Annotated in this window: 9 protein-coding genes; all 9 read left to right on the forward strand. The window is 67.0% G+C overall.

Annotated elements, in window-relative coordinates:
- Positions 1-13: 13 nt before the first annotated feature.
- The 9 genes from sppA (at position 14) to AC56KZ_RS17085 (ending at position 14890) form a co-directional block, all read left to right on the forward strand.
- Positions 14-1882, forward strand: a complete 1869-nt coding sequence (gene sppA / locus AC56KZ_RS17045; protein ID WP_497163372.1) for a signal peptide peptidase SppA — start codon at positions 14-16, stop codon at positions 1880-1882.
- Between the two features lie 300 nt (positions 1883-2182).
- The gene (locus AC56KZ_RS17050) at positions 2183-3550 is read left to right on the forward strand and encodes an efflux RND transporter periplasmic adaptor subunit (RefSeq protein ID WP_497163373.1); all 1368 of its coding nucleotides are present in this window, start codon (positions 2183-2185) and stop codon (positions 3548-3550) included.
- 28 nt (positions 3551-3578) lie between these two features.
- Positions 3579-6701, forward strand: coding sequence for an efflux RND transporter permease subunit (locus AC56KZ_RS17055; RefSeq protein WP_497163374.1), 3123 nt, complete (start codon positions 3579-3581; stop codon positions 6699-6701).
- Positions 6698-9946 (forward strand): efflux RND transporter permease subunit, encoded by a 3249-nt coding sequence (locus AC56KZ_RS17060; protein ID WP_497163375.1) that lies wholly within the window; start codon positions 6698-6700, stop codon positions 9944-9946. Before AC56KZ_RS17055 ends, AC56KZ_RS17060 begins: the two co-directional genes overlap by 4 nt.
- A 3-nt stretch (positions 9947-9949) precedes the next feature.
- Entirely contained in the window at positions 9950-11362 is a 1413-nt protein-coding gene (locus AC56KZ_RS17065) for an efflux transporter outer membrane subunit (RefSeq protein WP_497163376.1), read from the forward strand.
- 55 nt (positions 11363-11417) lie between these two features.
- Complete coding sequence (locus tag AC56KZ_RS17070; protein ID WP_497163377.1) at positions 11418-11567, forward strand: hypothetical protein; 150 nt, start codon at positions 11418-11420, stop codon at positions 11565-11567.
- 61 nt (positions 11568-11628) lie between these two features.
- Positions 11629-13764: a S46 family peptidase gene (locus tag AC56KZ_RS17075; protein WP_497163378.1), complete on the forward strand. Its 2136-nt coding sequence runs from the start codon at positions 11629-11631 to the stop codon at positions 13762-13764.
- 8 nt (positions 13765-13772) lie between these two features.
- The gene (gene pnuC / locus AC56KZ_RS17080) at positions 13773-14366 is read left to right on the forward strand and encodes a nicotinamide riboside transporter PnuC (RefSeq protein WP_497163379.1); all 594 of its coding nucleotides are present in this window, start codon (positions 13773-13775) and stop codon (positions 14364-14366) included.
- Positions 14363-14890 (forward strand): AAA family ATPase, encoded by a 528-nt coding sequence (locus AC56KZ_RS17085; RefSeq protein WP_497163380.1) that lies wholly within the window; start codon positions 14363-14365, stop codon positions 14888-14890. The genes pnuC and AC56KZ_RS17085 overlap by 4 nt, the downstream gene beginning before the upstream one ends.
- The last annotated feature ends 9 nt before the right edge of the window (positions 14891-14899 follow it).

The raw sequence follows: 14899 nt of genomic DNA on the forward strand, positions 1-14899 counted from the left end.
TAGCGGAGTTTCAATGTCCTTCAAGCCCTTTACTTCCCTGCGCCGCGGTTTCGGCATGTTCTGGCGCGGGCTGGACGCCACCCGGCGTTTCGTGCTCAACATGCTGTTCCTGGTCATCGTGATTGCCTTGCTGTTCGCGATGTTTTCTGGCGGCGCCAAGCCGCTTGCCTCGAAGACGTCGCTGGTGCTGGAATTGCGCGGGGACCTGGTCGAAGAGCATAGCAGCGGGCTGCGCGATTCTCTGCTGGCCAATGTTGGTGGCGAAACCCGCCGCGCCGTGGAGCTGCGCGACCTGCTGGTCGTGCTCGACGCGGCGGCGAAAGACAAGAACATCAGCAGCGTCGTGCTCCTGCTCGACGAACTCGACGGCGGCGGGCTGGCCATGCTGCACGAAGTCGGCGCCGCGATCGACCGCGTGAAAGCGGCCGGCAAGCCGGTCGTGGCCTGGGGCGGCAGCTTCGACCAGAAGCGCTACCTGCTCGCCTCGCATGCGAGCGAAGTCTATGTCCACCCGATGGGCATGGTGATGATCGAAGGCTTCGGCCGTCGCCGCAATTACTACCGCGACGCGCTCGACAAACTGGGCGTGACGGTCAACCTGGTCAAGGTCGGCACCTATAAAAGCTTTGCCGAGCCCTACATCAGCAACGGTCCCTCGCAGGCCGCCACCGAAGCCGACGCTTTCCTGTACGGCGCGCTGTGGCAGGACTACACGGCCCTGGTCGAGAAGAACCGCAAGCTGCCCGCCGGTGCGGTCGCGCGCAGCATCGAACAGCTGCCGCAGCTGATGGAAGCGGCCGGCGGCAACGCGGCCCAGGTTGCGCTGGGTGCGAAACTGGTCGACGGCATCAAAACCAAGGATGAAGTGCGCGCCATGATGATCAAGCGCGGCGAGTACGACGAGTCGATCAAGACCTTCCGCCAGGTGCCCTTTGGCGACTACCTCGCGCGCAATCCCGAAAAAGCCTTCGGCGACGCGGTCGGCGTGATCGTCGCCGCCGGCGAAATCACCGACGGCCAGGGCGGCCCGGGCGTCGTCGGCGGCGTCTCGACCGCCAACATGATCCGCCGCGCGCGCGAAGACGACAAGGTCAAGGCGCTGGTGCTGCGCGTCGATTCGCCTGGCGGCAGCGCCTACGGCTCCGAACTCATCCGCCGCGAACTGGAACTCACGCGCGCGGCCGGCAAGCCGGTCGTCGTGTCGATGGGCAGCGTGGCGGCCTCGGGCGGCTACTGGATCGCGATGGCGGCCGACGAAGTGATTGCCGACCCATCCACCATCACCGGGTCGATCGGCGTGTTCGCGATCATTCCGACCGCCGAGCGCGTGGCCGACAAGCTGGGCGTGAATACGGCCGGCGTCACCACCACCTGGCTGGCCGACGCCTACAATCCGCTGCGCCCGCTGGATCCGCGTTTCACCCAGCTGATCCAGTCGAGCATCAACAACGTCTACCGCGAGTTCACCACCAAGGCGGCCGCCGCGCGCAAGACCACCCAGGCGAAGATCGACGAAGTCGGCCAGGGCCGGGTCTGGACCGGCACCCAGGCCAAGGAACGCGGCCTGGTCGACCGCCTCGGCAGCTATGGCGACGCGTTGCGTTCGGCCGCCAAGCGCGCGAAACTGGGCGACGATTTCCGCGTGTCGTATGTCGAGCGTCCGGGCACCGCCTTCGAGCGCTTCCTGTCGATGCTGGGCGTCTCGAGCCTTGCAGCCGTCAACATCCAGGTCAAGCTCGGCATCTTGCCGGACGCGCTGCAGGGCGCCTTGCCTGCGGGCGCCGTGGCCACGGCAGCCAGGGAGCTCGGCTGGCTGTCGGAGCTGGCCGATGGCAAGAAGCCGTTTGCCGCGGTGACCCACTGCCTGTGCGAGCTGCCGTAAAAATTACCGGGACAAACACGGGCATGTAGCGAGTTTGTATCGGTTGTTACAATAATTGAAACAATATTGTGGGGCGTCGGATTCTTCCGGCGCCCCTTTTTTACGTTGGTTTGACGCTCCTTGTCATAGGACGAGGGCGGTGCAGGAGAGGGCGAGTTGCCTGCCGCGGCCGGGTCATGCGAGCCCAGCCTTATGTACGTTACGAAACATATCGGCCTTGACGTCCATGCTACATTTCCGAGCTGATGCCGTGTGGGTAGCACCATTCAATGGTCAGCAGTCAGAACAACAAGGATGAGCATGGATTCGATCGTCACCCCCGAAAAACCCCCAGTCAATGAAAAGCCGCGCCGCCGCAAGTGGCTCGGCAGCGTCATCGCCGTGCTGGCCATGGCGGCGCTTGCCGCGCTGGCCTGGTACCTGACTCACCGCACGCCGGAAGGCGCGGGCGGGCCAGGTGCCGCGGGCGCTGCCGCCGGTGCCAGGCAGGGCGGCGGCGGGGGAGGCGGCGGCGGTGGCGGTGGTCCCGGCGGCGGTGGTCGTGGCGGCCGTGGCGGGCCCGCCACCACGGTTGGCGTGGCCGTCGCCGAACAGGTCGATATCCCGGTCACGCTCGAAGCGCTCGGCACGGTGACGCCGGCTGCGGTGGCGACGGTGCGGCCGCAGGTCTCGGGCGTGCTGCAAAAGATCAACTTCACCGAAGGCCAGGTCGTGCGCGCCGGACAGGTGCTGGCGACGATCGATCCGCGCCAGTCGGAAATCGCGCTGCTGCAAGCGACCGGCCAGCGCCAGCGCGACGAAGCCCAGCTCGAGAATGCGCGCCTGCTGCTGTCGCGCTACCAGACGCTCTTGTCGCAGGACTCGATCGCGCGCCAGGAAGTCGACACCCAGGCCGCGCTCGTCAAACAGCTGGCGGCCACCGTCAAGACCGATACCGCCGCCGAAAACCTGGCGCGCCTGAACCTGAGCTACAACCAGGTGAAAGCGCCGATCTCCGGCCGCGTCGGCCTGCGCACGGTCGACATCGGCAACCTGGTCGGCGCCAACGACGCCACCGGCATCGCCGTGATCACCCAGTTCTCCCCGATCGACGTCGAATTCGCGGTGCCGCAAGATCAGGTGCCGGAACTGCAGGGCCGCATCGCCGAGAACGCGACGCTGCCGGCCACGGCCCTCGACCGCACCCGCAGCACCACCCTGGCCAGCGGCCGCTTCAAGGCGCTCGATAACCAGGTCGACGTGCAGACCGGCACCGTGCGCGCCAAGGCGCGCTTCGAGAACCTGGACAACAAGCTGTTCCCGAGCCAGTTCGTCAACCTGCGCCTGCAGGTACGCACCATCGAGGACGCCGTCGTGGTCCCGGTGAATGCGCTGCGCAATGGCGCGAACGGCGCCTTTGTCTATGTGCTCAACGAAGAGGCGCGCACGGTGTCGCTGCGTCCCGTCACGCGCGGCCAGGCGACCGCCGACCGGGTCGAGGTCAAGACCGGCCTGAAGGCGGGCGAGCGCGTGATCACCGAAGGCGCCGACCGCCTGAAGGATGGCGCCAAGGTGAGCTTGCCGGGCGAGCGTCCGCAGGGCGCGGCGGGTGGACGCCAGGGCGGCCGTGGCGGCGCCGCGGCACAGGGCGAGCGTCCGCGCCGCCAGCGCGAGGGAGCGGGGCAATGATGTGCATCGCCGGGAACGGGGTGCGCCCATGAGCCCCTCCGGCCCCTTCATCGCGCGCCCGGTCGCCACCGCCCTGCTGATGCTGGCCATCGTGCTGGCCGGCCTGGTCGGCTATAAATTCCTGCCGCTGTCCGCGCTGCCGCAGGTCGACTTCCCGACCATCCAGGTCCAGACCCTGTACCCGGGCGCGAGTCCCGAAGTCATGTCGCGCACGGTCACGGCGCCGCTGGAGCGCCAGTTCGGCCAGATGTCGGGCCTGTCGCGCATGAGTTCGACCAGCGCCGCCGGGGTCTCGGTCATCACCCTGCAGTTCGGCCTGGGCCAGACCCTGGACGTGGCCGAGCAGGAGGTGCAGGCCGCGATCAACGCCGGCGGCTCGCTGCTGCCGGCCGACCTGCCGGCGCCGCCGGTCTATGCCAAGGTCAACCCGGCCGACGCGCCGGTGCTGACCCTGGCGATCACTTCGGACACGATCCCGCTGACCGAGGTGCAGAATCTGGTGAACACCCGCCTGGCGCTGAAAATCAGCCAGGTCTCGGGCGTGGGCCTGGTCTCGCTCTCGGGCGGCCAGCGCCCCGCGGTGCGGATCCAGGCCGATACCGAGGCGCTGGCCTCGAACGGCCTCGGGCTCGACACGCTGCGTAGCGCGATTACCGCCGCTAACGCCAACAGCGCCAAGGGCAGCTTCGACGGCCCGACCCGGGCCTATGCGATCAACGCCAACGACCAGCTGGTGACGGTCGAAGACTATAAAAACCTGATCGTCGCCTATCGGAATGGGGCCCCGGTGCGCCTGGAGAACGTGGCGCGCGTGGTCGACAGCGCCGAGAACGTGCGCCTGGGCGCCTGGGCCAACCTGAAACCGGCCATCATCCTGAATGTGCAGCGCCAGCCGGGCGCCAACGTGATCGCCACCGTCGACGCCATCAAGGAACGCCTGCCCGAGCTGCAGGCCGGTCTGCCGGCCGCGCTGCGCCTGGACGTGCTGAGCGACCGCACCACCGGCATCCGCGCCTCGGTCCACCACGTGCAGCTGGAACTGCTGCTGGCCGTGGTGCTGGTGGTGCTGGTGATCTTCGCCTTCCTGCACAGCGTGCGCGCGACCGTCATCGCCAGCATGGCGGTGCCGATCTCGCTGATCGGCAGCTTCGGCATCATGTACCTGCTCGGCTACAGCCTGAACAACCTGTCCTTGATGGCGCTGACGATCGCCACCGGCTTTGTGGTCGACGATGCCATCGTCATGATCGAGAACATCGCGCGCTATATCGAAGAGGGAGAGCAGCCGATGGCCGCCGCCATCAAGGGCGCGGCGCAGATCGGTTTCACCATCATTTCGCTGACCGTTTCCCTGATCGCGGTGCTGATTCCGCTGCTGTTCATGGGCGACGTGGTCGGCCGCCTGTTCCGCGAATTCGCGATGACCCTGGCGATCACGATCCTGATTTCCGGCCTGGTGTCGCTGACCCTGGTGCCGATGATGGCGGGGCGCTGGCTGCGCAGCCATGAAGACGAAAAACCGGGCAAGTGGGCGCAGAAGACCCAGGCCTTTTTCGACCGCGTGATCCGCAAATACGACCGTGGCCTGGACTGGGTGTTGGCGCGCCAGGGTCTGACCCTGATCGTGGCGCTGGGCACGATGGCGCTCACCGTGCTGCTCTGGATGGTGATCCCGAAAGGCCTGTTCCCGACTCAGGACACGGGCCAGCTGCAGGCACGCGTCGAAGCGCGCCAGGCGATTTCGTATGCGGCCATGGCCGAAATGCAGCAGGCGGCTGCGCGCGCCATCCTGCAGGATCCGGCGGTCGAGTCGCTGGCCTCGAATGTCGGCGTCGACGCCGCCAACAACACGATGCTCCATACCGGCACCATGCTGATCAACCTGAAGGGCGACCGCGAGGGCGACCCGGATGAGATCATGACGCGCCTGAAGCAGCGCGTGGCCGGCGTGGCCGGCCTCACGCTCTACCTGCAGCCGACGCAAGACCTGACGATCGACGCCGAAAGCGGCCCGACCCAGTACCGCGTCTCGCTCGAGGGCGCCGACAACGCCACCGTGGTGGCCTGGGCGAAAAAGCTGGTGGCGCGCATGGCCGAGCAGAAGCAGTTGCGCAACGTGACGACCGATGCCGGCGCCGTGGGTGCCGCCGCCGTGGTCCACATCGACCGCGACACCGCCTCGCGCCTGGGCATCAGCGCCGCCAACATCGACGACGCCCTGTACAGTGCCTTCGGCCAGCGCATCGTCTCGACCATCTTCACCGAAACCAACCAGTACCGCGTGATCCTGGAAGCGCAGCAGAAGGGTGACGGAGAAGACGGAGCCATGTCGCTGGCCGCCCTCGGCCGCCTGCAGCTGCGCACGAGTTCGGGCGGCTACACACCGCTGTCCGCCGTGGCCACCATCCGCGAGGAACAGGCGCCGCTGCAGGTGACCCACGTGGCGCAGTATCCGGCCACCACCATCGGTTTCGATACCGGCGTCGGCACCTCGCTCGGCCAGGCCGTCGATGCGATCCGCGCCGCGGCGGTGGACATCAAGCTGCCGCCGTCGGTCACGCTGAGCTTCCTCGGCGCTTCCGGCGCCTACGAAAACTCGCTCTCGAGCCAGCTGTGGCTGATCCTGGCCGCCGTGGTCTGCGTCTACATCGTGCTCGGCGTGCTCTACGAGAGCTATATCCACCCGCTGACCATCCTCTCGACGCTGCCTTCGGCGGGCGTGGGCGCGCTGCTGGCGCTGTGGATCACAGGGCAGGGGCTGGGCGTGATCGGCATCATCGGCATCATCCTCCTGATCGGCATCGTGAAAAAGAACGCGATCATGATGATCGACTTCGCCATCGAGGCCGAACGCGACGGCGGCAAGTCGCCCCTGGAGGCCATCCGCCAGGCCGCGCTGCTGCGCTTCCGCCCGATCCTGATGACGACCCTGGCCGCGCTGTTCGCCGCCGTGCCGCTGATGCTCGGCTGGGGCGAGGGCGCCGAACTGCGGCGTCCGCTGGGCCTGGCCATTTTCGGCGGCCTGATCGTCAGCCAGCTGCTGACCCTGTTCACGACGCCGGTGATCTATCTGTCCTTCGACCGTCTGGCGCGGCGCTGGGGCGGCAAGGCGCCGGCCCGGCCAGTCAAAGCGCACGGGGCCGGCGCATGAACCTCAGCAAACCGTTCGTCCAGCGCCCGATCGCGACCGTCCTGCTGACGCTCGGGCTGGCGCTGGCCGGCATCGCGGCCTTCTTCGTGCTGCCGGTGTCGCCGCTGCCGCAAGTGGATTTCCCGACGATCTCGGTCTCGGCCTCGGTGCCGGGAGCGAGCCCGGAAACCATGGCCAGCAGCGTGGCAACCCCACTGGAACGGCGCCTGGGCACCATTGCCGGCGTCAACGAAATGACCTCGAATTCCGGCAGCGGCTCGACCCGCATCAGCCTGCAGTTCGAGCTGAACCGCAAGATCGATTCGGCCGCGCGCGAAGTGCAGGCCGCGATCAACGCCGCGCGCGCCGACCTGCCGGCGACCCTGCGCAGCAATCCGACCTACCGCAAGGCCAACCCCTCGGACGCGCCGGTGATCATCCTCGCGCTGACCTCGCCGACGCGCAGCCCGAGCCAGATCTATAACGCCGTCTCGAACGTGATCCAGCAGCGCCTGGCCCAGGTGCCGGGCGTGGGCGAAGTGGAAATCGGCGGCGGCTCGCTGCCGGCGGTGCGCGTCGAACTGCTGCCCTATGCGCTGAACGGCTACGGCGTTTCGGCCGAAGACGTGCGCGCCGCCATTCAGTCGAGTAACCCGAACCGCCCGAAAGGCGCGATCGAAGGCAACGGCAACCGCCTGCAGATTTATTCGCAGGCCGACACGCCCACCAATGGCCGCACCGCGGCCGATTACCGCGGCCTGGTCGTGGCCTGGCGCGATGGCGCCGCGATCCGCCTGCAGGACGTGGCCCAGGTGGTCGACGGCCCCGAAAACATCAATACCCTGGGCCTGTTCAATGGCGAACCGGCGGTGGTGGTGCTGATCACGCGCCAGCCGGCGGCGAACGTCATCGAGACGGTCGACGGCGTGCGCGCGCTGCTGCCCTCGCTGCAGGCGCAGCTGCCGGGCGACATCAAGCTGCAGGTGGCCTCGGACCGCACCAGCTCGATCCGCTCCTCACTGCACGAAGTCGAATTCACGCTGCTGCTGTCGATCCTGCTGGTGGTGCTGGTGGTCTCCGTATTCCTGCGCAGCGTGCGCGCCACGATCATCCCGGCGGTGGCGACCGTGGTGTCGCTGCTCGGCACCTTCGGGGTGATGTGGATGCTCGGTTTTAGTTTGAACAACCTGTCGCTGATGGCCTTGACGGTGGCCACCGGCTTCGTCGTCGACGACGCCATCGTGGTGCTGGAAAACACGGCGCGCCACATCGAGTCCGGCATGGACCGGATGCAGGCCGCCTTGCTGGGCGCGCGCGAAGTGGGTTTTACCGTGCTGTCGATCAGCCTGTCGCTGGTGGCGGTGTTCATCCCGCTGCTGTTCATGGGCGGGCAGGTGGGCCGGCTGTTCCGCGAGTTTGCCGTGACCTTGTCCGCCGCGGTCATGATTTCGCTGGTGATCTCGCTGACCACCACGCCGATGATGTGCGCCTGGCTGCTGAAAAAGGGCCATACGATCGAACGCCCGCCGGGACGCCTCGCGCGTTGGGCCGAAGGTGGTTTCAACCGCATGCTGCGCGGCTACGAGCGTGCGCTGGACTGGGCGCTGGGCAGCATGGGGCTGGTAATGGTCATGCTGGTGTTCGTGATCGGCCTGAACTACTACCTGTTCACGGCCATCCCGAAAGGCTTCTTCCCGCAGCAGGACACCGGCCAGATCAGCGGCGGCATCCGCGCCGACCAGAGCATCTCCTTCCAGGCGATGCAGGAAAAGATGCGCCAGATCGTCAACATCATCAAGCGCGACCCAGCGGTCGATACCGTGGTCGGGTTTACGGGCGGCGGGCGCGCCGGCGGCGGCTTCATGTTCATCAACCTGAAACCGGTGTCCGAGCGCACCGACAAGGGGCAGGCCGTGATTGCGCGCCTGCGCCCTCAGCTCGAGCGCGTGACCGGCGTGCGCATGTTCCTCAATCCCGTGCAGGACTTGCGCATGGGCGGGCGCTCCAGCAATTCCACTTACCAGTACACCCTGAAAAGCGACAGCAGCGAAGACCTGAAGGAATGGGCCGCCAAACTGGCCGAGGCCATGAAGCGCCAGCCGACCCTGCTCGACGTCGACACCGACCAGGCCGAGAACGGCGTCGAGATGTTCGTCTCGATCGACAAGGACACGGCGGGGCGCCTGGGCATCAGCGCGCGCGACGTCGACAATGCGCTGTACAACAACTTCGGCCAGCGCCAGGTCGCCAAGATCTACGATGAACTGAATCAGTACAACGTGATCATGGGCGTGGCCCCCGAGTACGCGCAGTCGCCGCAAGCCTTGAACGACGTCTACGTGCCCTCACGCGCGCCTGCCGGCGGCGGCGCTGCTGCGCAGACTGCTTCTACTACCAACGGCGCGCCGGCGCCGGCCTCGAACCTGACGGCCACGCGTGACGCCTCGAGCGGCTCGGCGCTGTCGAACAGCGCCAGCACCATGGTGCCGCTTTCGACGCTCGCCAGTTTCGCCGAAAGCGCGACCGCGACCTCGGTCAACCACCAGGACGGCGAACTTGCCACCACCGTCTCGTTCAACCTGGCCGAGGGCGCCAACCTGCAGGACGGCCAGGCGGCGGTGCGCCAGGCCGAAGCGGACATCGCCATGCCCTCGAACGTGCGCGGCAGCTTCGAGGGCACGGCGCGCGCGGCCGAGGAATCGAACAAGGAGCAGCCGATGCTGATCCTGGCGGCGATCGTCGTCATCTACATCGTGCTCGGCATCCTGTACGAAAGCCTGATCCACCCGATCACGGTGCTGTCGACCCTGCCGTCGGCCGGCGTCGGCGCGGTGCTGGCGCTGCTGCTGTTTAACATGGAGTTTTCGATCATCGCGCTGATCGGGGTCTTCCTCCTGATCGGCATCGTCAAGAAGAACGCGATCCTGATCATCGACTTCGCGCTCGAACTGGAACGCTCGAAAGGCGTTCCGGCCCTGGAAGCGGTGCGCGAAGCCTGCCTGCTGCGCTTCCGCCCGATCCTGATGACGACCCTCGCCGCCGCCCTGGGCGCGCTGCCGCTGGCGATCGGTTTCGGCGAAGGATCGGAATTGCGCCAGCCGCTGGGCATTGCCATTATCGGCGGCCTGCTCGCCAGCCAGGTGCTGACCCTGCTCACCACGCCGGTCGTCTACGTGCTGCTCGACCGCCTGCGCAGCAAGACGCCGGGCGAGCGCGAACTGGCGCGTCACCCCCTGGAGGACGCCACTCCCATGCTATCCAAATAAACGATGACGAGCCCTATGCAGAGAACCACCGGATCCAGATTGACCTTGCTTGCCTTCGCCCTCGGCCTTGCCGGCTGCGCGGTGGGCCCCGCCTACCAGCGCCCGGCCACGCCCGAGCCGGTGGCGTACAAGGAACTCGAAGGCTGGGCGCCGGCCGCCCCGGCCGACGCGCTCGAGCGCGGACCGTGGTGGCAGCTGTTTCAGGACCCGGTGCTGAACGACCTGGCCGCCAGCGTCGAAGTCTCGAACCAGAACGTGGCGCTGGCGGTTGCCAATTACGCGGCGGCGCGGGCGCAAGTGGCGGCGGCGCGCGCCTCGCTGTTCCCGACCCTGTCGCTGGGCGTGTCCGCCGACCGTTCGGGCGTGCGCTCCCAGGGAGCGGAAAGCGCTTACCGCCTGAACCTCGGCGGCAGCTGGGAGCCCGATGTCTGGGGCCGGCTGCGCGCCGGCGTGACGGGCGCGCAGGCGGGGCTGCAGGCGAGTGCCGCCGACCTGGCCAACGCCCGCCTGTCGAGCCAGGGGGAACTGGCGGCGAACTATTTCACCCTGCGCGCGCTCGACGCCCAGCGCGCGCTCCTGCTGCGCACCATCGTCGGCTACGAGCGCGAACTGCAAATTACCCAGAACCGCTTCAATGTCGGCATTGTCGCCCGCACCGACGTGCTGCAGGCCGAGACCCAGCTCGCCAGCGCTAGAGGCGACGAACTCGGTCTTGCCCGCCAGCGCGCCCAGTTCGAGCATGCGATCGCGGTCCTGGTCGGCAAGGCCCCCGGCGAATTCACCCTGGCCGCGCGCCCCGAATGGACCATCACCGTGCCGGACGTGCCGGTCGGCGTGCCGTCGACGCTGCTGCAGCGCCGTCCCGACATCGCCGCCGCCGAGCGCGACGTGGCCGCCGCCAACGCCGAGATCGGCATCGCGCGCGCCGCCTACTTCCCGAATATCGGCTTGTCCGGCGCGCTCGGCACCGGCGGCAGCCGGGTCGGCGACCTGTTCTCGGTCTCGAACGCGGCCTGGTCCTTCGGCCTGTCGGCCGCGCAGTCCATCTTCAACGCCGGCGCCACCCGCGCGAGCGTCGCCGGGGCCGAAGCGCGCCACCAGGCGGCGGTGGCGCGCTACCGGCAGACCGTGCTGACGGCTTTCGCCGACGTCGAAGACCAGTTGAGCGCCACCCGCGTGCTGGCCCAGCAGCAGGAACTGCGCCGCCAGGCCTCCGAAGCAGCGGACCTGGTCGAACAGCAGGTCATGAACCGTTACCGGGCAGGGCAGGTGGGCTTCACCGAAGTCGTGCAGGCCCAGGTCACGGCGCAGAACGCCCGCCGCGCGCTGGTGCAGGTGCAGTCGGACCGGCAGACGGTGGCGGTGGCCTTGATCCAGTCGCTCGGTGGGGGATGGCAGGCGGGCGCCGCGCCTTGATATTTCAAGATTCGTCTTCAGCTTGCAGTATTAGTTAATCATCTTCAGGGCACGCATGTTCTACATCCGTCATCCGAAACCCGTCGTCGACCCGCGTGCGGTCGCCACGCTGGTGGTGCAGCAAAAGGCGACGGGTGCGGTCTCGCGCACCTTGCTGATCGTCGAGAAGCCGCCGGCGCCCGCGTCCTTACCCAATAAAATCTGATTCCAGCCGCTTTCCATCAAGGCTATACTCGCCGTTTGTTTTTACTCATCCGGGGTCAGCCTTGTTCAAATCGATCGTTCTTCCCGTCGCTCTCCTGGGCGTTTCGTTTTCGGCTCTTGCCGACGAAGGCCAGTGGCAGCCGCACCAGCTGCCGCAGCTCAAAGCCGAGCTCAAACGCATCGGCATCACCATGCCGGCCGAGAAGCTGGCCGACCTGTCGAAGCACCCGATGAGCGCCATGGTCGCGCTGACCGGCTGCTCGGCCGCCTTTGTCTCGCCCGACGGCCTGGTGGTCACGAATCACCACTGCGGCTACGGTTCGATCCAGCGTAACTCGACCCCGGAAAAGAACTACATCGTCGACGGCTTCCTGGCCAGGACACGCGCCGAGGAACTGCCGGGCGGCCCGAATGCGCTGGTGTACGTGACCGAGAAAGTGGAAAACGTCACCGACCGCGTGCTCAAGGGCTTGGGCGCATCCATGTCGGGCCGCGAGCGCAACGAGGCGATTTCCTCGCGTGTAAAAGCCTTGATTGCCGAATGCGAGAGCGACAAGGCCTACCGCTGCTCGGTGCCGGCCTTCCACCGTGGCCTCGAGTACTACCGCATCCGACAGCTGATGATCCGCGACGTGCGACTGGTCTACGCGCCGTCCGACAAGATCGGCAATTTCGGCGGCGACGTCGACAACTACGAGTGGCCGCGCCAGACCGGCGACTACACTTTCCTGCGCGCCTACGTCGGCCCGGACGGCCGCCCGGCCGACCCGTCGCCGAACAACGTGCCGTACAAATCGAAGGACTTCCTGGTCGTCTCCGCCGAAGGCCTGAAGAATGGCGACCCGATCCTGCTGGCCGGCTACCCCGGCCGCACCAGCCGCTACAAGCTGCCCTCGGAAATCCGCTTCGCGCGCGACGTCGACCTGCCGGGCAAGGTCGCCACCATCCAGGCCGACCTCGACGTGATTGCGGCCGCCACCAAAGGCAATGCCGCCTGGGACGTGCGCTATGCCAGCGTCGGCAAGAGCCTGAATAATGTCATGAAGAAGAGCAAGGGCCTGCTCGACGGTTTCGCGCGCAAGGACATCGCTTCGATCAAGGACGTGCAGGACGCCGAATTCCGCGGCTGGTATGCAAAAAATGGCAATGGCAAGACCCTGCTGGGCGAGCTCGATGCCGTGATCGCCGCCGACATGGCGCTCTCGCGCGAAGAAGGCGCCTACGGCGAAGCCACGCATAGCGACCTCCTGAAAAGCGCGCGCACCCTGTACCGCCTGGCGCTGGAACGCCAGAAGCCGGACGCCCAGCGCGAGTCGGGCTACCAGGAACGCGACCTCTCCTTCATCAAGGCGCGCCTGAGCCGCCTCGAACAGTCCTTCGTGCCGAATGTCGACCGCGCGCGCTGGGCCGCGGCGCTGACCCGCTACGCCAGAATCGACCAGAAGCTGCGTCCGCAGGGGCTCGATGCGCTATTGCCGAACGCCGGCAAGCTCGATGGTTTCTACACGAGCACCGAGCTGGCCGACACCGCCAAGCGCCTGGCCTGGATCGGGCAGGACGCGAACGCCTTCCGCGCCTCGAAAGACCCGTTCATCGCTCTGGCCGTAGGCCTGCAGGATGTCGCGAGCAAACTCGAGGAGCGGCGCAAGGAAGTCGACGGCAACCTCGACCGTACGATTCCGCAGTACATGTCGGCCGTGATCGCCTACCGCAAGTCGCAGGGCAAGCCGGTCTACCCGGACGCCAACTCGACGCTGCGCGTGACCTACGGCACCGTGGCGCCGTATTCGCCGCGCGATGGCCTGGTCAAGGGGCCGTTCACGACGGTGGAGGGCATCCTCGAAAAGGAAACGAACAAGGACCCCTTCCTGGTGCCGGCCGGGCTGAAGAAGGCCGTGCTGGAAAAGCGCTATGGCGCCTTCAAGGACCCGGTGCTGGGCACAGTGCCGGTGAACTTCCTGTCGAGCGCGGACACGACCGGCGGCAATTCCGGTTCGGCCGTCCTCAACAAACGTGGCGAACTGGTGGGCCTGAACTTCGATTCGACCTATGAATCGATCACCAAGGACTGGTACTTCGACACGGCGATCACGCGCGCGATCCACGTCGACATCCGCTACATGCTGTGGGTGATGAAGGAAGTCGACGGGGCCGATAACCTGCTCAAGGAAATGACGATCAAGTACCCGAAAAAATAAGCGCTTACGTGAACGAGTCGCTCCCCTTTTTCGGTCTCACGACCACCCCGCTCGAACTGGTGTCGTTCGCCCTCGCGGTGACGACGGTGCTGCTCAACATCCGCCAGAACCACTGGGCCTGGCTGTTCTCGATCGCCTCGTCCGCGACCTATGCCGTGGTGTTTTTCGACGCCCGCCTGTACGGCGACAGCGGCCTGCAACTGGTCTTCATCGCCGCTTCCATCTGGGGCTGGAGCCAGTGGCTGCGCGGGACGACCGAGACGCGTCTGGTCGTCACGCGTCTCGATCGTTCTGGCTGGGCGTGGGCGCTTGCCGCCTGGGGCGCGGCCTACCTGGCGCTGGCCTGGTTTTTGTCCAACTACACGAATACCGACGTGCCGCACACCGACGGCTTTCTGACCGCCGGCAGCCTGGTGGGCCAGCTGCTGCTGGCGCGTAAAAAAGTCGAGAACTGGCAGGTGTGGCTGGTGGTGGACGTGCTCTACGTCGGGCTGTACATCTTCAAGGACCTGCACGTGACGGCTGTGCTGTACGCGGTGTTCGTGGTGCTGGCGGCGCGCGGGCTTCGGGCGTGGAGCAATATCGCGGTGGCGGCACGATGAATCCCGTGCGCCGCGTTGCCGTCCTCGGCGCCGAATCGTCCGGCAAGTCGACGCTGTGCGAGGCGCTTGCGCGGCGTTACGACACGGTGTGGGTGCCCGAATACCTGCGCGAATTCGTCGACACGCAGGGCCGCGTGCCCTCCGAGGCCGATCAGTTCGGGATCGCGCTGACCCAGCGCGCGCGCGAGGATGCGGCGGCCGCGCGCGCCAACCGGGTGCTGTTCTGCGATACCACGCCCCTCATGACGGCGCTCTACAGCCGCGTCTACTGGGGCCGCGTCGATGCGCCGCTGGGCGAGCTCGCCGCGACCCACGACTACGCGCTGACGCTGGTGACGGCGCCCGACACGCCGTGGATCGCCGATGGCCTGATGCGCGAGTCGGAAGCCGTGAGGGCGCGGGTCTATGCGATGGTGGTGGACGAACTCGATGCGCGCGGCATCCCCTTCGTCCTGCTGCAGGGAGACCTGCCGCAGCGGATGCGGCAGGTGGAGCGGGCCTTGACGATTATCGGCGTGGGTTGACGGCTTGAC

The organism is Telluria sp. LT2P34 (assembly GCF_059685915.1).

What these genes read in the sequence shown, in the direction of transcription:
- sppA (WP_497163372.1), top strand. Translation starts at nt 14, where the DNA reads ATGTCCTTCAAGCCCTTTACTTCCCTGCGCCGCGGTTTCGGCATGTTC.
- AC56KZ_RS17050 (WP_497163373.1), top strand. Translation starts at nt 2,183, where the DNA reads ATGGATTCGATCGTCACCCCCGAAAAACCCCCAGTCAATGAAAAGCCG.
- AC56KZ_RS17055 (WP_497163374.1), top strand. Translation starts at nt 3,579, where the DNA reads ATGAGCCCCTCCGGCCCCTTCATCGCGCGCCCGGTCGCCACCGCCCTG.
- AC56KZ_RS17060 (WP_497163375.1), top strand. Translation starts at nt 6,698, where the DNA reads ATGAACCTCAGCAAACCGTTCGTCCAGCGCCCGATCGCGACCGTCCTG.
- AC56KZ_RS17065 (WP_497163376.1), top strand. Translation starts at nt 9,950, where the DNA reads ATGACGAGCCCTATGCAGAGAACCACCGGATCCAGATTGACCTTGCTT.
- AC56KZ_RS17070 (WP_497163377.1), top strand. Translation starts at nt 11,418, where the DNA reads ATGTTCTACATCCGTCATCCGAAACCCGTCGTCGACCCGCGTGCGGTC.
- AC56KZ_RS17085 (WP_497163380.1), top strand. Translation starts at nt 14,363, where the DNA reads ATGAATCCCGTGCGCCGCGTTGCCGTCCTCGGCGCCGAATCGTCCGGC.